This window comes from Mesobacillus subterraneus (assembly GCF_003937825.1).
GTDB lineage: Bacteria > Bacillota > Bacilli > Bacillales > Cytobacillaceae > Mesobacillus > Mesobacillus subterraneus.
On sequence record NZ_RSFW01000017.1, the window covers coordinates 210,975 to 228,978 of the forward strand.

Consider the following 18,004-nt stretch of genomic DNA (forward strand, 5'->3'; position numbering starts at 1 on the left):
AGCCGCGAAATATGCTGAAAGAATTATTTTTTATCTTTTGCCTGGGTTTTCTTTCGACAAATCCATTCAAAAAAACAGTTCTTCCTTCCTAAAGAAAATGGCGAAAAAAATAAAAACCTGGCTCCGCCGAACCAGGTTAACAGTTAATTAGTCTGCAAGCTCTTTTCTTTTAAAGAGGAGGATTGCCATAACAAGAAAGGCAAAGGTGAACAGAGCTGCTAATCCGGCAGCCGGCCAAATATGCTCCGGCCACTGATTGGTGGTCAGTCTTTCGGATACATATAGCGGAAGCTGCGTCGGACTCCATTCAAGTGCATGTGTAAGCGATCCGCCGACCAGATTCAAAACGAAAACTGTTATTAACGTAACCATAGCTGTTGCTCCAGGATGCTTCAAAGCTGCACTGCAAAGAACAACAAGCGTCAGGACCAGGATTAGCCAAAGTGCATAGGCCCAATAAGCAGCCAGGAAATCGCTAAATGGGAGGAACTCATAAAGAACACCTGTGTAATACCAGCTTGCCAGCATTCCCAAAAAAAGTGAGGAACTAATCAAAATAAGTGCACCAGCCCATTTGGAAGTAATGTAAGAAAAATAGGAAACAGGCTTCACAAGTATCAGCTGGACAACCCCGCTTTTCCTTTCACCAGACACGATCGCCATTGTAGAGAGAACAATAATCAGGATTCCAATCAACTGGTATTCACTAAGGCTCATGATGAAAACCTCTGCTGCAGATGGCTCGGGTATTTGAATGACTGTACCTTCCGGGAGGTCTCCGACTGAGTCAATGATTTGCGGCAAATAATATGATGTGAGAGGGTCAAGAATACCCAGTAAGATAAAAGTAATCGGTACCCAGACCCATTTATAGTTTCGGGACATTTCGAGAAATTCCTTTTTCAATAAAATAAACCACTGATTCATTTTTGCACCACCTTCATAAATACCTCTTCGAGACTGATCGAACTGATTTCAAATTTATAGAGCGGCCAATTTTCATCCACTGCGCTGTTTAAAATCGACACTTTTGCAGCTTCTAGGTCTCTGACATATAAACTCGCTTTATTTCCTTCATGCTTTATGGAAATGACATCATCATTATTTGCAAACTTTTCCACAAAGTTTTCGGCACAACCTTTGAAAACAAGGTCAATTTTAGACTGCTGGTATTTTTCCCTGAATTGTTCCATGGTCCCAGATTCAATGATTTCCCCATTATGAAGGAACAGGATACTTTCACAGACTTCTTCTGCATCATTTAAAATATGAGTGGAGAATAAAACTGTTGCTTCCAGCTTCAGCTTATCAAGCAGTTCAAGTACTTCCCTTCTCCCTAAAGGATCAAGAGCAGAAACAGGTTCGTCCAGCATGATCAATTTGGGCCTGTGGATTATCGCCTGGGCGATGCCAAGCCGCTGCTTCATTCCCCCGGAAAACTTGCCGATCTTCCGGTTTTTTGCATCAGATATACCAACCAGCTCGAGAAGTTCCTCTGTTCGCTCCTTCGCTTCCTTCACACTAAGTCCCGAAAGCTTGCCAACATATTCGAGAAACTCTCTTGCTGTCATCCATTCATAAAAAACCGGATGCTGCGGAAGGTAACCAATCAATTTCCTGTGGTCACCTACTTTCTCCTCTCCTTCAAATTCAATCGTACCTTCCGTTGGATCCAGCAGGCCAGCCAACATTTTCAAGGTGGTTGTTTTACCGGCTCCGTTTGCCCCGATCAAGGCAACACATTTCCCGGCTTCCAATTCGAAATCAAGCCCTTTGATGACCTTCATTTCTTTGAAATTTTTCACCAGGTTATCTACGCGAACTAAAGCCATCAGTGATTTCTCCTTCCAATCACGAAGTACAGGATGGGCCCGACGATGTTAACGACCAAAATAATAATGGCCCACATCCATTTCGGTCCGTTCGTTTTATCGTTTTTTATTAAATCAACCAATGCAACAGCCATTAAAATCAACTGAATAATGATCAGTGGTGCAATTAGAGCCCAGTTTACGCTTTCGAGTAATTCCATTTTCATTTCCCCCTCAATCGTTTTTCAACTGTAAGACGCATGAAGTTCAAATTCGTTCAAAAAAAATAAAAAAATCCGGCAGTTAATTTTGCCGGATTTTTCCCCAATAGAACTTCAGACCATATTTTCCGTTAATGTCTTCTTAAAGAATCCTGAAAATGAAAGGAATGCGGTATTCCTGACCTTCGTATGCCTTAATCGCTCCAACGATGGTAAAGACCATCGCCAGAATCCCAATCACCCATAGCATGAAAATCCCAACCAACAGGATCACAAGGATTCCACTTACAATTCCATACACAGTGTAAGAAATAAAAAAGTTCATATACTCTCTGCCATGGTAATCCACATAGCTGGAATCATCTTTCTTCAGAAGCCAGATAATCAATGGCCCCAAAAAAGCTGTAAAAAAGCTTATCACATATATGCCTGCAGCAATCAGCCGTTCATCATTTTTTGGCATCGTTTTTTCCCTCCAAACATCTTATATTTAAATTTACGGAAAAGCATTGAAAAAGTTTCGTTTTTGTTTAGATTTTTCATTATAATATTTCTTAAACGCAAGTTAGAAGTAGTGTCAAATCAAGCTAATGTCGATAAGATATTAATATCTTTTATATAGGCTCATTTTTTGCCTAAAGAAAATAAGGGTATTACCTTTCTCTCCGTTATGGAGGCAGAAAATTTCGAGGCAGGATAGGATGGACCATGAACAGAATTTTATTGAAGAATGCATATATACTACCAATTACGTCTGAACCAAAGGCCCATTGTGATGTGCTAATCAGCGAGGGTAAAATTAGCAAAATTGAACCTAATATTGCAGTTGCAGCAGGTGACAAGGTGATTGATTGCTCCAATGGCTATTTGCTTCCTGGATTCATTGATGTCCATACGCATCTTGGACTTTACGATGAAGGCACTGGTTGGGCTGGAAATGACGCAAACGAAACGATCGAACCCATGAGCCCCCATGTACGGGCAATCGATGGAGTGTATCCGCTCGACCCGGCATTCAGTGATGCCCTCAAGTATGGCATTACTACAGCACACGTAATGCCTGGCAGTGCAAATGTCATCGGCGGCACAACTTCAGTGATAAAAACAGCAGGCAAAAATATAAAAAACATGATCATTCAAGAAACTGCTGGACTCAAAATAGCTCTGGGCGAGAATCCCAAGCGCATCCATAGTATGGGAAACAAGGATTCCATAACAAGGATGGGCATCATGGGCATGCTGAGGGAGGCATTTTACGAAGCCATGAATTCGGAAAATCCGGAATCCCTGAGGGTTCAGCCCATTCTTAAAGCATTGAACAGGGAAATTCCCGTCAGGATTCATGCTCATCGGGCGGATGATATTATGTCAGCGATCAGGTTTGCGGAAGAATTCAATCTTGATTTACGAATTGAACATTGTACGGAAGGCCACCTGATTGCCGATGAACTGGCCGGCATGAATTTGAAAGTTTCGGTAGGTCCAACTCTCACGCGACGCTCAAAAGTAGAACTTAAGAACAAAAGCTGGAAAACCTATCAGGAATTGACCGATCATGGTGTCGAAGTGTCGGTTACGACTGACCACCCGTACACACCTATCCAGTATCTGAACCTGTGTGCATCAATTGCTGTCAGAGAGGGTTTATCCGAGCAGAAAGCGCTTGAGGGAATCACCATTCTGCCGGCCAGGAACTTGCGGGTCGAGGATCAGGTAGGCAGCATTGAGCCTGGAAAGGATGCCGATCTGGTCCTATGGAGCCAGCATCCTTTCCACTATAATGCCAAACCATACTGGACCATGATTAATGGAGAAATCGTCTATCGAAATTAGTCGAAAGGCGTGTTGGATTTTGGCAAAAAAACACAGAAAAAAAGGGTGAAAAACCTATTTTCTTTTTTTAAATTATCCTGTAATATACTCTTTGGAAATAAAATTTAAAATTTAATAGATTAAAGTGATTAGGGAAGGCAAATGGTGCGCCACCAGTATCCTGGTTCTAGTGGGTTCGATTCCCACCCCGAAATTTTTTAGCAACTTACAAAAAATTTCGAGGGTGGCCGTGTTGTTACATTCGCACGGGATAGGACTGCCCTGTATGGAGGGATACAAAATGCTCAAGAAACGCGATCTGCATGATTGCCATGAGTTATTTGAGTTAATGGTGCACCCGGATGTCTTCCCTTTTGTGCGCCAAAAGGCAAATTCATACGACGAGTTCGTATTTATGACAAAGCAAACGATTGAAGCGGAAGAACGAGGAGAGCTGATTTCCCGCACCATCCTTGATGAATGGGGATCTCCGATTGGCACCATCAATCTTTTTGATATCCAGGAAGGCGCCGGCTTCCTGGGGACCTGGCTTGGTAAGCCATATCACGGCAAGGGCTATAACAATATTGCAAAAGATGCATTTTTTCAGGAGTTATTCTATGAACTTGGACTTGAAACCATCTTCATGCGTATCCGTAAAGTGAATACCCGTTCCATCAAGGCTGCAGAGAAACTTCCATATGTTGTTAAAGCGAATGAAACTCGGAAAAACATTTATGATCAGTTGAATGCAAACGGAGAAGTATACGATCTATACGAAATCCCTAAGGACCAATATACACTTTACCTCAAGAGAAATGGAGCCCACGAAGAAGAAGCGGTTCAGTTGCTGGAAGCATAATCGCCTGCATGTAAAAACGCCCTGTTAATAAGCAGGGCGTTTTCTAATTCAATGGATCCTGACCCTTTGGCTCCTCCCTGTCGGACAAAGCCGCTTCCGATAGAAAAACTTCGAGTTCAGCGTCAGTCAAGGTTTCATATCGTCCGTCCTCAAAGAAAACCTGAGTCTGGTTTGGATTGATCCTATCCATGTTGAAGCCAATTCCCATTGCTATCACCTCGCAAAAAAATAAACACAATCATAGAAATAGTTAGATAATTTGAACCACCTGAGTTTTTATTGCTATTAGCTTTCCCAGCAGGATTTCAGTTATTCAGGAAATGAGTCATCTTTTTTTCTTATGGCTTAATAATTACTTTACATAACATTATTATGATTAATTAATATTCCTGGAAAATTAATTTTCGAGCATAAAAAAACGCCACGTTTCTGGCGTTTCTGCTGGTTTATTGGTCCCGGAATATTTTTCCCAGAACATCTTTGCCACCTGTTACGGGTATGATGCTTCCCGTAATAAAGCTGGACTCTTCTTTTGCCAGAAAACTTACGACTCTTGAAATGTCCTCTCCCGTCCCCGGTCTCCCCACTGGCACTGAGGGGTCTTCGGCATTTAACGATTCGATGATGGCTTTTTCCTTCCACTCGCCAATAATATCACCCGGGCAAACCATATTTGCGGTAATTCCATTTTCAGCCTCTTCCAATGCAAGTGTCTTTGTCAGCGAAGCCAATCCGGATTTGGCTGCCGCGAATGCTGATCTGTATATCCACCCTGGGGCGGACTCAACACGGTCAAAACCGATCGTAATGATTCGGCCCCACTCCCGTTCCCTCATGGATGGAATGATCAAGTTTGATAAATAGAAAACAGCGTTCAAGTTCCCATTAACAAGATAATCCCATTCATCAACACTGTAATCTGCCATTTTTTTACGTTCAGAAATATAAGGTCCTGCATTATGGACAACTATATCAATAGCGGAAAACTCCCTTATACCCTCGGAGACAATTCTTTCACAATCCTCGTATTTAGTGATATCCCCTTGTACACAAATATTTTTTGTTTTATAGTGATTCGTCAGGTATTCGGCCAGTTCCTCTGCCTCAGTCCTGCTATTCCGGTAATTGATGATTATATTGATTCCTTCGGCTGCAAGCTGCAGTGCTGTTCGCCGTCCTATCCCGGTAGCACCTCCGGTAATTAAAGCAGTTCTAATTTCCACAACCTGTACCCCTTATCTTCTTTAGATTACTTACCACTATACTAAAAAGAAGCCAGAGGTTTTGCAACTTTTAGTGTTGCTCCGATCGCAAGATAAAATCCTTTAAGACTGGAAACGTCCTCTCCATAAAAACAGAGTTTCTCAAATTAACCGTTGGGCGGGCTCCTGCATAGGATATCAATATCGATGATGGTCAGCTGGAAAGGCGGGAGTTGAATTGTTTCCTTGGAATCTATTGCCGTTCGATCGGAACACACAAAAAAATTTCTGGAAATGAAGCCGGAAGAAATTGAGAAATATGTACAGCAAATGATGGGCAAGATGCTTCAGCCAAATATGAAGGGCATGCTTAAGCCTGAAGAGTGGCTTAAAGATATACAACATCAAAACATGAATGAACCACAGAAGCCATCGAACACCCTTGGAGCTGAGATGTTTGAAACACATGATTATGTTTTTGTGAGGATTCCCCTGAAAGACGAGACACACCTCAAGCAAATGAAGCTTTTTTACACAACCAATCAGGTAATCATTGAGCATTTACCCGAACTCTCTGACAAACACACGCTGATTTTACCGGCTACGGTAAAAAGAAAAGGTGCTTCGGCAACCCACAGGGACTATGTGCTAGAGCTCCGGTTCCCGAAGATAACTGATTTACATTATTCCGAAATTGATATTTCCTAATCCTTTGCACATGATAAAAAGAACAGCCTGAAAAAGGCTGTTCTTCAATCAAAGAATTATTTGCCGATGAACATTTGTGTCCAGTAGTTACCTGTCGCAACATGCCCTACACCAATATGTGTGTAGTTTGAGCTTAGAATGTTCTTGCGGTGCCCTTCACTGTTCATCCATGCCTTTACTACTTCTTCAGGTGTACGCTGTCCCATAGCGATATTTTCGCCAGCAGAACGATATTGGATGCCGAACTTCTTCATCATATCAAAAGGTGAGCCGTAAGTTGGGCTTGTATGGCTGAAGTAGTTTTTGCTTTGCATGTCACGTGATTTTTCTCTCGCTACCTTGCTCAGTTCTGTATCAAGCGCAAGTGGCTTTAAGCCACTCTTTGCTCTTTCCTGATTTGTAAGGTCTACAACCTTTTGTTCATAAGCACTTACAGCTGAAGAAACAGGAGCTTTTGCAGTCTCTTGTGCTGGAGCTGGTGCCGGTGCTGGTGCCGGTGCTGGAGCTGGTGCTTTAGTTTGAGTTTGAGTTGGTGCTGGTGCTGGTGCTTTAGCCGGCTCTTGTGCAGGAGCTTTTGGCTGCTGCTGAGTTGGCTGAGCTTGTTTCCATGAGAATTGGTAGTTCTTAAAGTATTTTTGTAGGATAGTATTGATTTGCTCGTTGCTTAAATTACCATTTTGATAATAGTAAACTTTTGTTTCAATAGTGGACGCATCTGCTTTATCCATACCAGGATTTGCTGCAAATAAGGCTGCAGCAGCCGCAATTGATAGGATCATTTTATTCTTCATTCTCGAATTCCTCCCGAAAATTTATTTTGTCTCTCTCTTGCATACTAATGATATCACGGCTTTTTTGTAATAAACCTGGTTTATAATGGGAAAACTATTATTCTCTTAATAATTTTAATTGCTAAATATTTCCCTGCACTGTAAATGTCTGTTTTTAAAAGGCTTTCAACGGTTATTTGAGTCATTTTCGAAGGTTCTATAATTTTCTAGAAATTTATGCTGGCAGCCAACTATGCCAGAATTTCGCAAAAACTGTGTGTTGACAGCTTTATTTTCAGAACCTCTTTGTTACATTTTTTTCGTCAATATGACAAAAAGCCTATAATGTAACAAACTGAACCAAAGAAAAAAAGCGGCATTCACCGCTTTATCTTTTTACTACATTAGTGGCCATTATGTCCGTCTTCAGATTCTTCCTCTTTATGCTCCATGTCCTCCAAATCCGAAGCCGCCCCTTCTTCTTGTTCACTTGGAGCACCGACAACAAATTCAATTTTCGGCATGTTATGCATGCTGCGTGCCGTTACATGAGAGATAATATAATAGGTTCCTTCTCGGTCAAAAGACTTTTTTAACACATACAGCCCATTTTCACTATGTTCTACCAAGATCTTTTCATGCTCTTCATCATGGGCCCGCCAAATCTCGAATTTAACCTCATCAGCATCTTCTACTTCTTCTGTGCCATAGGTGATTTTAGCCTCGAACGTTATTTCTTCATTGACGTCAGCCTTCTCAGGATTTGCGGCTAGTTCCACTTCCAAAAACTGTGGCTCTTCATCAAGTTCTGGCTGTGAGCACGCAACAAGCACTGTGCCAGCGATCATGATCATTAATAATAATAAGAGTTTTTTCATTCTTTTACTCCTTACTTATATTCCTAAATATGGACACTTGGAAAGTATAGCTTGATGGTTGTGCCTTTGCCTGGCTCGCTGGAAATTTCCATTTTGCCATCATGGAGCTTTACCAGTTTATCGACTATCGCGAGTCCCAGGCCGGTTCCTCCGTCAGATCTGGATCTAGCTTTATTCACTCGATAAAAACGATCTGTCAGCTTACTGATATCTTCTTCAGGTATTCCGATTCCTGTGTCTCTGATTTCAACCATGGTGCCATAAGAGTGTTGGGACAGCTTAATTGAAATGGTTCCTCCGCTTTCCGTATAACAAATTGAGTTATCGATGATATTCTGGAAAATTTGCTCGACCCTTCCTTCATCTCCATTGATGATTACCTCAGGATCAAGATCCAGCTTTAAGGAAATTTTTTTCTCATTCAAAGCCGGACCATATTTCGCGATAAAATCCTCGATCAGCTGCGCCAACGGAAATGGGGTTTTAACGAGTTGGTACTCATCAGCATCCAGTCTTGAGAGGTCCAGCAGGTCTGAAACAAGCTTTACCATCCTTCCTGACTCCCGGTTGATCAGCTTTAAATATTTTTTCTGCTCAGAAGGCTCTTTAATCATATCCGCTTCCAATGCTTCACTGTAACCTTTGATATAGCTTAATGGTGTTCTTAATTCATGTGAAACATCTGCAAGAAATTCGCGCTTTTTTTCATCTTCCTTCTGGATTGACTCCGACATATGGTTGAACGCTTTTGCCAATTGGCCAATTTCATCCTTCGATTGGATTCCAACACGAACAGAATAATCTCCTTCAGAAACTTTTTCTGCAGCTTCTTTCATGGCAGCAAGCGGCCTTGTCAGTTTATGGAGCATCTTAAAGCCCAGGAATGCAGCAATGATGATAAAGGCTACACCACCCGCTAACCACAGGAAAGAAAAGTCAACGGTCAATTCCGAGATTTTTGCTAGAGGAACGTATAAGTAAACAATTCCTTCAAGCCTGCTATTATCCAGGAGAGGGATAGCGACGGCAAGAATTTTCCGGCCAAACCGCTCTTCAAAACCTGATTTAATAACAGGTTCCCCCTTCAATAGCTGGTCTCGTTCTTCCTTTCCGATCAATGTTTCGTAATCGATGGCATAGGGAAGACAGGCGCTCAGTTCCTTGGGATTGCTTACGAGGAAAACTTCGGATTCAGATTTTTCGTTATACCATTGAACCCGGTCCTTAAGTTCATCAGTAAGCGGACCGCCAGTGTAGTCGCCCGCAAGACGGTAGCCTTCCTCAATTAACGACTCCTCAACAATATCAACGTAGAGCTTTTCATAGAAAATGTATGATAATAAGAAGGAATATAACACAGTCACCAGGATTGTGGTGGTGACCGTCAGCCATAATTTCTTGAACAGGCTATCCGAAAATTCGGTCATGTTGCCGGCACCTCAAACTTATAGCCGACCCCCCAGATTGTCTGGATGTAATCTCCTGTCCCCAATTTCATCCTAAGGGTTTTAATATGGGTATCCACTGTCCTCAAGCTTCCATGATAATCCATACCCCAAACGAACTCAAGGAGCTGCTCCCTGCTTAGGGCCTGCCCCCGATGCTCCACAAGGAATACAAGCAGTTCAAATTCTTTCAGAGTGAGCGGGACATTCTCACCTTCTACATGAACTTTTCTGCCTTTCTTATCAATATTGATTTTCCCAAGAGTAATAGCATCTTCCTCATTTTTAATGACCGACGTTCTTCTCAGGAGAGCATGGATCCTGGCTACCAATTCACCAGGGCTGAACGGCTTTACGATATAATCGTCGCCTCCGAGCTGCAACCCCCTGACTTTATCCCATTCTTCCCCTTTTGCAGACAAAAGGATAATTGGAACCTGTGAGAGCGTTCGGATTTTACTGCAGACTGCAAAGCCATCTTCAAATGGCATCATAATATCCAGGATGACTAGGTCAAAATCCTGTTCCTGCATTTTCTTCAAACCTTCTGCGCCATCAGAAGCATGAACACAGTGAAATCCTGAATTCTCCAGATACATCTGGACAAGATTCCTCATATCTTCTTCATCATCTATAATCAACACATTAACGGGATTCATCTTGTTTCCCCTCCCTTGTAACAATTTGAAACGGCCCTTTGCCAACTTGCAGTTTTTTTTCTATTTCCAGACTTTGCGGATCAATAATAATCAAATCATTGCTGTCATAACCAGCAACAATAATTTTTTCGGCAAAAAACTCGATTTCGAATGGATTGGCCCCCACCTTCAGCGAATCCATTTTTGTACCGTCTTCAGCTAATTTATATAGTGTATTAGAGCCATGGCTGAGAACAAAAATATGCTCTTGATTCTTTGTGAAATTAACAGGCATGACAGGCGCGGAAATCTCTTTTTTCAATTTTCCGTTGTCAAGGTCGTAAATGTGGATCAATTCCTCGACTGCCGATCCTTCTCCGTGCCCTCCAATCCAGAGCTCGTTTTCCTCCTTGCACAAAATTGCTCCAGCTGCGGCAGGATGAATTTCAAATCCCGGAAGTACCTGTTTTCCAGCTAAATCAATGATGCCCAGCTTTTCTTGATGAAAACTGATGACATAAAGCTTCTCTTCCGCTTCTAGCAGGGTGAGCGGTTCCTTTTCCGTTTTCACTTCATCCGTCTCGTTCCCTTTCAGGTCAAAAAAACGGATACTGTCCCTGTCCTGGTCTGCAAAAGCTATCTCGGTGCCGTCACGAACCAGGAGTGCATTTACTATTCCTTCCCCTGTATCCCAGGAGGCGACTTTTTTACCTTTACTAAGAGAATATAAATCAGCTGAACTTACTCCCTTTCCATAAAGTAAAAAGGTATCCTGATCTGGCAGGATCAGGCCGCCTATATATGGACGGTCCACGCTCCAGTCAGGCAGTTTCTTGTCTTTTTCAATATCATAAAAGGAAATTGTCATTTCCTTGATGTTTACTGTTGATATTATAGAAGAATTCCCGGGAACAGGATCAAACGATTCAAATGAACAAGCAGTTAAAAAGCCAGTGAAAGCCACCGAGGTCATAAAAAAGATCCACTTCATAAAATTAACTCCTTCTCTTCCACTAGTATCTCACATCATTATATCCCTAATTTGTGATAATTCTATGAAATTGAAACGTACCTACATATCCTGCTAAAAAAATGATTCACTCTCTACGCAAAAATAGAGACGGCAGTTTCCGTCTCTATTTTGATTTATTTTATTCAGTTGGTCCCTGCCATGACATCATGCCGCCTTGCATGTTGATCACATTGAAGCCGTAATACTCAAGGAATTGTGTCGCTCTTGAACTTCTTCCGCCAGAGCGGCAAACCATTACATACGATTTATTTTTATCCAATTCATTCATCCTGAATTCCAAAAGCCCTAGTGGAATGTGAATCGCTCCTGGGATTTTACCTTGAGCCACTTCACTAACTTCACGAACATCGACTACTTCAAATTCATTTGAACCTAAGCCATTTTGTACTTCTTCTGGTGTCATTTGACGCATTTTCTCTTCCTCCTTATATTTACCAGGCGCTCATGCCGCCCTTTACATTCGTTACATTTTTAAATCCAGCTTTCTTCAGCAGTTTGCTTGCCTGGCTGCTGCGCATGCCGCTTTGGCAAATCACAACAACTTCTTTGTCCTGTGAAAGTTCACCTGTCCTTTTGGCCAACTGTTGAAGCGGTATATTCTTGAATCCCTTTATATGGTTTCCTTTGTATTCCCCCGGAGTCCTTACATCTAAATATTGTGTTCCTGGCTGTTTCGATTTCATCGTGTCACGCAACTGTGCAGTGGTAATCTGGCTAACTCCTTTGGTTGGGGCAAATCTGCTCCATAAAAAAGCAGCGGCAAGTACAACGATTAACACATTAATTAATACATCCATCCATATGCACCTCTTTAAATTCGTTTTTGTTTTCAACATTGAAGGGATGAATCAAACAACCCTCTATACCCATATGGGTATTTTACGTAACAAAAAACAACTTGTCAAGAACAGCATTTTTTATTTTCTGCTCTTGACAAGCAATTCTACAGCTTCATTGACGGCCTGGGAAGTTTCCCTGCCTTCCTGGAGATCATTGATCAGGCATTGCTCAAGATTTTTGCTTACAATCAAGGCAATCGCCCGGTCAACTGCGGACCGGATCGCCGATAGCTGTGTGACGACAGATTTGCATTCATCCTGCTCTTCGATTAAACGGATGCTCCCGCGTACCTGTCCCTCAATTCTTTTCAAACGATTGATGACCTCTTTATTGTACTCCAAATTTGCCACCTCCTATTGTGATGGGCCTGTAATTGTATATCCTTTAACATGATAACCATATTTTTTTAGGAGCCTTGCGCCAAAGTTCTTTTCTACTTCGTTGGAGGCAATAATGACAATCTGCTTGTCGGGAATTTCTTTCATATATCTTTTAAGATATCCACATGGGATATTGATTGCGCCATTTACTGGGTTCTTTGCTGAATCTTGATAATCTCTAAGGTCGACAAAAACCGCATTCTGATCCTCACCCTTAATCGGTGGTACATTCTTTACAGGAACATAGCGATTGAAAATAATCGTCACCAGAAAGAGAATGATGATAAAACCTGTTAGCAACTTATTCTTCACCTCTTGATTGTTCTTGTTCATTACTGAACTTACAATCACTATATTATACCACAAGGGGTATAAATGCAATACTTTTGCATGACCATTTTTGACATTTTTTTGCGGTCGCTTTTCTTAAGAGGGAGTGTGGGATGAATGTGAACTGTTTAATAGTTTACATATAATGATTCTCTTTTTTACCTTCAGCCTTTTTGAATTTCCTCTGCCAACTCCATATGCAGCTGGATCAGCGTTACTTTGCTCTCATGGGAAAGGGATGATTCCAAGATTCTCTTGGTCGCAAGGTAATATTTCTCCATCAGCTTTCTCCTCGCCCTCGGATGGGCGTTTTCATCTTTTAAATCTCTTGAAATTGCCTCTTTCAGTATTTCTTCAGAAGCATTTTCGGATTCGAGCCTTCGGTTGTTCCAGATCATTCGATATTCATCGAGCAGATTTTCATAATTCATAAGGTTCTCACGGCCTCCTGCATTTAATAGGTTGATGATTCACCTTCTCTAGTTATATTTACATATTTCAGCCGGCCAATGCAAAAAATAAAGTTAAATTTCATTAAAGGAGAATGAATATGAGCACACCGTACAGATGCCCAAACTGCAAGACTAATCGAACTCGCTTCAATATGATCTCACAGGTGCCGCAAGCTGTAAAATTAAACCCTCAGTCAGGCGAAGTCGTGGAACAATATTCGAACGATCAGCTCGACCCTTTTCATCTTCCTTATAGGGGACCAGAATTAAAGATTCAGTGCGCTGCATGCGGATTGGTGGAAGATGAAAAGACCTTTGCGAAGTTTGGTGAAAGTTAACCGTTTGAAAACAAGCGCCGTCATATAGAGCCTCTGATTTCCTGAATGGCCAAAAAAAGCTTGAGACTCTTCTCAAGCTTTTTTTCTTTCTGCTTTAATTCTGTTTTCTTCAAAAAATTGTACTGAATCGACTTTCCATTGCTCATGCGGCATGAATCTGACCAGTTTGATCAATCCTGTAAAGCTCCTTCCACCTGTGCCTTTAAGCTGCCAATTGAGTTCAACAGGAACTGTCAGGGTAAGCTGATCGCCGACATCTTCGGCAGGAAGGACTTCCATTCTGGAAATCCGGATATTTTCAATTTTAGGAAATATCGTATCCCAGTCCATTTCCTGCAACGATATCAAGGACACTATCTTGGGATCCTGCTGTTTAATGCCGGCAATGTACGCGTTTACGAGGTCATAAGGATCTGTTTGCTCAATGTATTTTTCAAGCTTGCCTGCGGACTTCAGAATCATCAATTTATGGGATAAGTCCATAAAGTTCGTCCTGTGGGTCGTACTGCCATAAAAGTGAATGCAAAAATGCCCCGGGAAGTTGTTTTTCAATGCCCCTCCTCCGTGTGGCATTCCATGCATGGAAGCCGCAATTTTCCTGTCTTCAGAAAGAACAATGATTGCCCGTCGTTTCCAACTCCATTTTCCGTCATATATTCTTTTCATTATTGCAGTGTCCCTGGAAGTGATCGGCTGAACATCCGCATGATTACTCCCGGCTCTTCGCTGAACACGGAACCTTAAACCCGTTTCAAGGTCAACAACAGTGAACTTACTGTATCTAGGCAGAATCTCATTAACCTTCTCCCACTGTGTCATCTTGATTGAATCCTTCTTTGACTGCTTCTTTGCATAGATGTCTTCCCCATAAAAAAAAATGAAGACAATGACAACTAAAAGGATTTTTAATGCTTTCATTTTCTCATCACTCTTTTTACTCTTGGATTTCCAGAAAATCGTCTCTGCACCTAGCAAGATTTTCGGGAAGCTTGACGATGTTTTTGTTATTCTATACCAGACAAAACTCTGAATGCTTTAAGTCTGAAATGATCTACCTGACGTGGACGACACACAAAAAATTACTTCATGAAAGTTTTTGCGTTTTTGCTTTTATCTATTCAGGTTAATGGAGATATATGAGTGGACCCCTTTAGGGTTTGTGTTGAAAATCAACCATTACACGGGAAAAGTAGTAATAAGACGGTAATCCTAGAGATTAGGCTAATTTTCGTAGTGGTTCAGGTTATTTCAGTAGTGATAAAATCTGTTTTTTTTAGGGATAGTTCAGTAAGTTCTGAAATAGCTCCCTCGAAAAATAAAATACCCTTCTTTCCCATTACAATCACTGGCCAAAGTTTAACGGACTAAACGCAGAAGGCAAATAAAAATACCACAGCACCTAGTACTGTGGTTAAAGCAAAAAATAACCAAAAAGGGAGTCCTGCCTTTTAGTCATTTTTATGGTTTTCAACAAATTCTTTTGCTTTATCGATCGCAATCGGGATGGCTTTCCCATCTTCATAGTGCTCTTCCGTTACAAGCGCATTGGCAATCTCAATTGCTTTGTCACGGACAGCGGGGTCAAGGTTCTTCATTGAAGCTGGATAGTCATTTTTGGTCCAAGGCATTTTGCTCATCCTTTCCATAGAAGATATACCTTGTTTTCCCCTTTGCCAAAGATACCAAACCGTTTTACTTTTCCAGCTCCCTCAGCTTCCCTTCAATCTGTCCCCAGTCTGGCACTTGACCGATGAACACAAGGTTAAGAGGCATTTTCATGTACTCTTTCATATATAAAGGCATCCCGTACGAATACTGGAAAAGGTCAGGATACTGAGAATGTCTAAATAGAACATATCCTTTGATCCGGTAAATGGAATCTGGCAAAGACCTGAGAAACTCTTCAAAGGCCTCCTGGCTGATTGGGTTTTCAAACTTATAAACAAAGGTGCTTAGTCTTAAATCTGTCAGGACATGGGCGTCTGCACTGTCTGCTTTCTTACTGTATGATATGCCTTCAAGCAGTTTCATTGGGATTTTCGAATAGGAACTCAATAAACATTTTGCACTGGAATTCAAAGACTGCATTTCCATGCTGACTCGAGCCTGTTCTGAATCACTGATCATATCAGATTTATTCACGATGACCAGGTCAGCATGCTTCACCTGTTCCAGCAAAAGCTGGTGCACTTGCGGATCAAGGCTCGATCGGTTTAGCCACTGTGTTCCATCCACTGTTGTGATGATTCCTTTTATGGTCAGCTTATCTGCAAACAAAGGAGACAAGACTGCGTCGAGAACTTCGACAGGATGTGCCGCTCCAGTTGTTTCGATATAAATGGCATCAAGAGCATGGTCAAAAAGCAAGCCTTGCAGCTGAGACTCAAGCTTGTCCTGAATTGTGCAGCATATGCATCCTCCAAGAAGTTCTTTTAAAGGAACATCTGAATCCACCGCATCCGAATCGATCGACACACTTCCAAGTTCATTCATCATGACTGCAATGGTACGTCCTGTCTCTTGTTCATGCTGTAAAATTTGCTTCAATAAAGTCGTTTTCCCTGTTCCCAGGAAACCAGATAAAATGTACACTTCAGTTTTTTTCATTAGCTTTCCGCCTTATTTAGGGTATGTAATATGGAAAATCTCCAGCCAAAGCTGGAGATCCTCGATTATTTATTCATTTCCTGCTTTAGAACTTCGATTGCTTTTTTAATCTGCGGATCATCTTGTTTGATTTGCTCACGAAGCGAATTCATCAATTCAATTGTTGAGCTGCCTTTAAGCAAGCCTGTTTCTTCCAGTTCCTTAGATTTTTGGAATTCAACGACAGCATCCTTCGTCTTCTCGTCAAAATATCCATCTTCACGGCCTGGATCAAAACCAAGAGCCTTCAGCATTTTCTGGGCTGTCCTCACCTGCTCGGAAGCGGTTGATACAGTAAGTTCTGCATCCGGATCAATGAAAGGCAAGCTTGCATATTCCGGCATGCCAACTTCATGGTCTGGCTTAATGCCCTTCTTATGAATCCAGTTGCCCTTTGGTGTCAGCCATTTTTCTGTCGTGAATTTCATATTGGAACCATCAGAGAAATCTTCCGCTCTCTGCACAGTACCTTTTCCGAAGGATTTTTCACCTACTAAAGGCACACCAGCTGACTCACTGACTGCACCAGCCAGGATTTCAGAGGCACTAGCACTTCCCTTGTCGATCAGGACGACTAATGGAAGTTCATGATTGTTCTTGTTTTCTGATCCATATTTTTCAACATTGCCTGCCCTGTCTTCCACCTGGAACAGAATTTCCCCTTCGGGAACAAACAGGCTGGAGATTTTGATTGCCTGGTCAAGAAGTCCACCTGGATTTTGGCGGAGATCAAGGACAAGCCCCTTCATCCCCTGCTTTTGCAGGTCGTTCAAGATGTCGACCAGCTCGGTAGCAGTGTTCTGGGAGAAGTTTGTGATTTGAACTTTAGCGATTCCATCTTCAAGCATCTCGCCATAAACCGTTTCAATCGGGATTGTATCCCGGGTAATTGTGACATCCACTGGCTTTTCAGCACCCTGGCGAAGGATGGACAATTTAACGTCAGTCCCTTTTTCTCCTCTGATGAGTGAGACTGCTTCTGTTGAACTCATACCTTGAAGGCTTTTTCCATCTACAGACATGATTTTGTCTTCAGGCTGGAGTCCAGCTTTTTCAGCGGGGGACCCTTTCAAAGGAGTTACGACAAAGATACTGCCTTCCCTTTCCTGGATTTCAGCTCCAATGCCTTCAAATGAAGAAGAAAGGCTCTCATGAAAATTCTTGGCATCTTCCTTGCTCATATAATCCGAATATGGATCATCCAGGGATTTCAACATGCCATCTATCGCACCATTTATTAATTTTTCCTGGTCGATTTCCTGATAATAGTCATTTTTCAGTGTGTCATAAGCATCATATAGCTTAGCAAATTCTTCTCTTTCCCTGATTACCTGTACTGCTGGCTTATCTTCACCGAAAGCGAGCGCTAAGGTAGTGATGCCTGCTGTTAAAAAAACGAGAAAAAACAGCAGCATTGCAAAGTGGAACTTTTTTATCCGAAGAAAACTACTCTTAGTCTCGGCCTCTGCAGCCTTTTCTTGACCGATTGTTTCTTCTTTGTTTTCTTCATTGCTTTTTTGCTGATCCAATCCCTTTTCACCACTTTCCAATCAAGCTTAAAATCCTTAATGTTTAGGATAACATTTTTACTGTGAAATTAACAGAAAAATAGGAAGAGCCTTTTTGCGCAAAAAAGCA

The 18,004-nt window shown here is 41.8% G+C and carries 24 protein-coding genes; 4 read left to right on the top strand and 20 right to left on the bottom strand.

The window, feature by feature from the left end:
• Positions 1-147: 147 nt before the first annotated feature.
• The 4 genes from EJA10_RS15530 to EJA10_RS15545 all read right to left on the bottom strand — a co-directional run bounded on the left by EJA10_RS15530 (position 148) and on the right by EJA10_RS15545 (position 2,495).
• Positions 148-927: an ABC transporter permease gene (locus tag EJA10_RS15530; RefSeq protein ID WP_125480927.1), complete on the bottom strand. Its 780-nt coding sequence runs from the start codon at positions 925-927 to the stop codon at positions 148-150.
• Entirely contained in the window at positions 924-1,832 is a 909-nt protein-coding gene (locus tag EJA10_RS15535; protein WP_125480928.1) for an ABC transporter ATP-binding protein, read from the bottom strand. The genes EJA10_RS15530 and EJA10_RS15535 overlap by 4 nt, the downstream gene beginning before the upstream one ends.
• Positions 1,832-2,032, bottom strand: a complete 201-nt coding sequence (locus EJA10_RS15540; RefSeq protein WP_125480929.1) for a PLD nuclease N-terminal domain-containing protein — start codon at positions 2,030-2,032, stop codon at positions 1,832-1,834. The genes EJA10_RS15535 and EJA10_RS15540 overlap by 1 nt, the downstream gene beginning before the upstream one ends.
• A 142-nt stretch (positions 2,033-2,174) precedes the next feature.
• On the bottom strand, positions 2,175-2,495 hold the full coding sequence (locus EJA10_RS15545; RefSeq protein ID WP_125480930.1) for a DUF4870 domain-containing protein: 321 nt from the start codon (positions 2,493-2,495) through the stop codon (positions 2,175-2,177).
• 245 nt (positions 2,496-2,740) lie between these two features.
• Here EJA10_RS15545 and EJA10_RS15550 point away from each other — a divergent pair, with 245 nt between their 5' ends.
• On the top strand, positions 2,741-3,865 hold the full coding sequence (locus EJA10_RS15550; protein ID WP_125480931.1) for an amidohydrolase: 1,125 nt from the start codon (positions 2,741-2,743) through the stop codon (positions 3,863-3,865).
• A 280-nt stretch (positions 3,866-4,145) separates the two neighbouring features.
• Positions 4,146-4,706, top strand: a complete 561-nt coding sequence (locus EJA10_RS15555; RefSeq protein ID WP_125480932.1) for a GNAT family N-acetyltransferase — start codon at positions 4,146-4,148, stop codon at positions 4,704-4,706.
• 43 nt (positions 4,707-4,749) lie between these two features.
• Here EJA10_RS15555 and EJA10_RS23455 read toward each other — a convergent pair whose 3' ends face one another.
• Together EJA10_RS23455 and EJA10_RS15560 are read right to left on the bottom strand one after the other, a co-directional pair.
• Positions 4,750-4,914 (bottom strand): hypothetical protein, encoded by a 165-nt coding sequence (locus EJA10_RS23455; protein WP_170169149.1) that lies wholly within the window; start codon positions 4,912-4,914, stop codon positions 4,750-4,752.
• Between the two features lie 238 nt (positions 4,915-5,152).
• Positions 5,153-5,929: an SDR family oxidoreductase gene (locus EJA10_RS15560; protein ID WP_125480933.1), complete on the bottom strand. Its 777-nt coding sequence runs from the start codon at positions 5,927-5,929 to the stop codon at positions 5,153-5,155.
• A gap of 273 nt (positions 5,930-6,202) precedes the next feature.
• Between EJA10_RS15560 and EJA10_RS15565 the strand changes: the two genes are divergently transcribed.
• The gene (locus tag EJA10_RS15565) at positions 6,203-6,616 is read left to right on the top strand and encodes an Hsp20/alpha crystallin family protein (protein WP_125480934.1); all 414 of its coding nucleotides are present in this window, start codon (positions 6,203-6,205) and stop codon (positions 6,614-6,616) included.
• 56 nt (positions 6,617-6,672) lie between these two features.
• On the opposite strand, the gene EJA10_RS15570 is transcribed toward EJA10_RS15565, so the two are convergent.
• The 10 genes from EJA10_RS15570 to EJA10_RS15615 all read right to left on the bottom strand — a co-directional run bounded on the left by EJA10_RS15570 (position 6,673) and on the right by EJA10_RS15615 (position 13,361).
• Positions 6,673-7,407, bottom strand: a complete 735-nt coding sequence (locus EJA10_RS15570; RefSeq protein ID WP_125480935.1) for a CAP domain-containing protein — start codon at positions 7,405-7,407, stop codon at positions 6,673-6,675.
• A 383-nt stretch (positions 7,408-7,790) separates the two neighbouring features.
• Positions 7,791-8,264 carry a FixH family protein gene (locus tag EJA10_RS15575; RefSeq protein WP_125480936.1) on the bottom strand — a complete coding sequence of 158 codons (474 nt, stop codon included), beginning with the start codon at positions 8,262-8,264 and terminating at the stop codon, positions 7,791-7,793.
• A 23-nt stretch (positions 8,265-8,287) separates the two neighbouring features.
• A complete protein-coding gene (locus EJA10_RS15580; protein ID WP_125480937.1) occupies positions 8,288-9,691 on the bottom strand; it encodes a sensor histidine kinase in 1,404 nt (467 codons plus the stop codon).
• Positions 9,688-10,368, bottom strand: a complete 681-nt coding sequence (locus tag EJA10_RS15585) for a response regulator transcription factor (RefSeq protein ID WP_125480938.1) — start codon at positions 10,366-10,368, stop codon at positions 9,688-9,690. Before EJA10_RS15585 ends, EJA10_RS15580 begins: the two co-directional genes overlap by 4 nt.
• Complete coding sequence (locus tag EJA10_RS15590) at positions 10,355-11,338, bottom strand: YncE family protein (RefSeq protein ID WP_125480939.1); 984 nt, start codon at positions 11,336-11,338, stop codon at positions 10,355-10,357. The genes EJA10_RS15585 and EJA10_RS15590 overlap by 14 nt, the downstream gene beginning before the upstream one ends.
• Positions 11,339-11,498: 160 nt before the next feature.
• A complete protein-coding gene (locus tag EJA10_RS15595; protein WP_125480940.1) occupies positions 11,499-11,792 on the bottom strand; it encodes a rhodanese-like domain-containing protein in 294 nt (97 codons plus the stop codon).
• Positions 11,793-11,811: 19 nt separating this feature from the next.
• Positions 11,812-12,177, bottom strand: coding sequence for a rhodanese-like domain-containing protein (locus EJA10_RS15600; protein WP_125480941.1), 366 nt, complete (start codon positions 12,175-12,177; stop codon positions 11,812-11,814).
• 120 nt (positions 12,178-12,297) lie between these two features.
• Entirely contained in the window at positions 12,298-12,561 is a 264-nt protein-coding gene (locus EJA10_RS15605) for a metal-sensitive transcriptional regulator (RefSeq protein WP_125480942.1), read from the bottom strand.
• Positions 12,562-12,573: 12 nt separating this feature from the next.
• Positions 12,574-12,900: a rhodanese-like domain-containing protein gene (locus EJA10_RS15610; protein ID WP_125480943.1), complete on the bottom strand. Its 327-nt coding sequence runs from the start codon at positions 12,898-12,900 to the stop codon at positions 12,574-12,576.
• A 194-nt stretch (positions 12,901-13,094) separates the two neighbouring features.
• Positions 13,095-13,361, bottom strand: coding sequence for a hypothetical protein (locus tag EJA10_RS15615; RefSeq protein WP_125480944.1), 267 nt, complete (start codon positions 13,359-13,361; stop codon positions 13,095-13,097).
• A gap of 119 nt (positions 13,362-13,480) precedes the next feature.
• Here EJA10_RS15615 and EJA10_RS15620 point away from each other — a divergent pair, with 119 nt between their 5' ends.
• Positions 13,481-13,720, top strand: a complete 240-nt coding sequence (locus EJA10_RS15620) for a DNA alkylation repair protein (RefSeq protein WP_125480945.1) — start codon at positions 13,481-13,483, stop codon at positions 13,718-13,720.
• A gap of 72 nt (positions 13,721-13,792) precedes the next feature.
• Here the strand turns inward: EJA10_RS15620 and EJA10_RS15625 are convergent, their stop codons facing one another.
• The 4 genes from EJA10_RS15625 to EJA10_RS15640 form a co-directional block, all read right to left on the bottom strand.
• A complete protein-coding gene (locus EJA10_RS15625; RefSeq protein WP_125480946.1) occupies positions 13,793-14,638 on the bottom strand; it encodes a hypothetical protein in 846 nt (281 codons plus the stop codon).
• 530 nt (positions 14,639-15,168) lie between these two features.
• Positions 15,169-15,348 carry a DUF2188 domain-containing protein gene (locus EJA10_RS15630; RefSeq protein WP_125480947.1) on the bottom strand — a complete coding sequence of 60 codons (180 nt, stop codon included), beginning with the start codon at positions 15,346-15,348 and terminating at the stop codon, positions 15,169-15,171.
• A gap of 64 nt (positions 15,349-15,412) precedes the next feature.
• Positions 15,413-16,327, bottom strand: a complete 915-nt coding sequence (locus EJA10_RS15635; protein WP_125480948.1) for a CobW family GTP-binding protein — start codon at positions 16,325-16,327, stop codon at positions 15,413-15,415.
• A 65-nt stretch (positions 16,328-16,392) separates the two neighbouring features.
• Positions 16,393-17,895, bottom strand: coding sequence for a lmo1851 family serine protease (locus tag EJA10_RS15640; RefSeq protein WP_425462101.1), 1,503 nt, complete (start codon positions 17,893-17,895; stop codon positions 16,393-16,395).
• Between the last annotated feature and the right edge of the window lie 109 nt (positions 17,896-18,004).

Excerpts from the sequence above, each read along its gene's own strand:
- EJA10_RS15530 (WP_125480927.1), bottom strand. The coding sequence starts at position 927 with ATGAATCAGTGGTTTATTTTATTGAAAAAGGAATTTCTCGAAATGTCC.
- EJA10_RS15535 (WP_125480928.1), bottom strand. The coding sequence starts at position 1,832 with ATGGCTTTAGTTCGCGTAGATAACCTGGTGAAAAATTTCAAAGAAATG.
- EJA10_RS15540 (WP_125480929.1), bottom strand. The coding sequence starts at position 2,032 with ATGGAATTACTCGAAAGCGTAAACTGGGCTCTAATTGCACCACTGATC.
- EJA10_RS15545 (WP_125480930.1), bottom strand. The coding sequence starts at position 2,495 with ATGCCAAAAAATGATGAACGGCTGATTGCTGCAGGCATATATGTGATA.
- EJA10_RS15550 (WP_125480931.1), top strand. The coding sequence starts at position 2,741 with ATGAACAGAATTTTATTGAAGAATGCATATATACTACCAATTACGTCT.
- EJA10_RS15555 (WP_125480932.1), top strand. The coding sequence starts at position 4,146 with ATGCTCAAGAAACGCGATCTGCATGATTGCCATGAGTTATTTGAGTTA.
- EJA10_RS23455 (WP_170169149.1), bottom strand. The coding sequence starts at position 4,914 with ATGGGAATTGGCTTCAACATGGATAGGATCAATCCAAACCAGACTCAG.
- EJA10_RS15565 (WP_125480934.1), top strand. The coding sequence starts at position 6,203 with ATGAAGCCGGAAGAAATTGAGAAATATGTACAGCAAATGATGGGCAAG.
- EJA10_RS15570 (WP_125480935.1), bottom strand. The coding sequence starts at position 7,407 with ATGAAGAATAAAATGATCCTATCAATTGCGGCTGCTGCAGCCTTATTT.
- EJA10_RS15575 (WP_125480936.1), bottom strand. The coding sequence starts at position 8,264 with ATGAAAAAACTCTTATTATTATTAATGATCATGATCGCTGGCACAGTG.
- EJA10_RS15580 (WP_125480937.1), bottom strand. The coding sequence starts at position 9,691 with ATGACCGAATTTTCGGATAGCCTGTTCAAGAAATTATGGCTGACGGTC.
- EJA10_RS15585 (WP_125480938.1), bottom strand. The coding sequence starts at position 10,368 with ATGAATCCCGTTAATGTGTTGATTATAGATGATGAAGAAGATATGAGG.
- EJA10_RS15590 (WP_125480939.1), bottom strand. The coding sequence starts at position 11,338 with ATGAAGTGGATCTTTTTTATGACCTCGGTGGCTTTCACTGGCTTTTTA.
- EJA10_RS15595 (WP_125480940.1), bottom strand. The coding sequence starts at position 11,792 with ATGCGTCAAATGACACCAGAAGAAGTACAAAATGGCTTAGGTTCAAAT.
- EJA10_RS15600 (WP_125480941.1), bottom strand. The coding sequence starts at position 12,177 with ATGGATGTATTAATTAATGTGTTAATCGTTGTACTTGCCGCTGCTTTT.
- EJA10_RS15615 (WP_125480944.1), bottom strand. The coding sequence starts at position 13,361 with ATGAATTATGAAAATCTGCTCGATGAATATCGAATGATCTGGAACAAC.
- EJA10_RS15620 (WP_125480945.1), top strand. The coding sequence starts at position 13,481 with ATGAGCACACCGTACAGATGCCCAAACTGCAAGACTAATCGAACTCGC.
- EJA10_RS15625 (WP_125480946.1), bottom strand. The coding sequence starts at position 14,638 with ATGAAAGCATTAAAAATCCTTTTAGTTGTCATTGTCTTCATTTTTTTT.
- EJA10_RS15630 (WP_125480947.1), bottom strand. The coding sequence starts at position 15,348 with ATGCCTTGGACCAAAAATGACTATCCAGCTTCAATGAAGAACCTTGAC.
- EJA10_RS15635 (WP_125480948.1), bottom strand. The coding sequence starts at position 16,327 with ATGAAAAAAACTGAAGTGTACATTTTATCTGGTTTCCTGGGAACAGGG.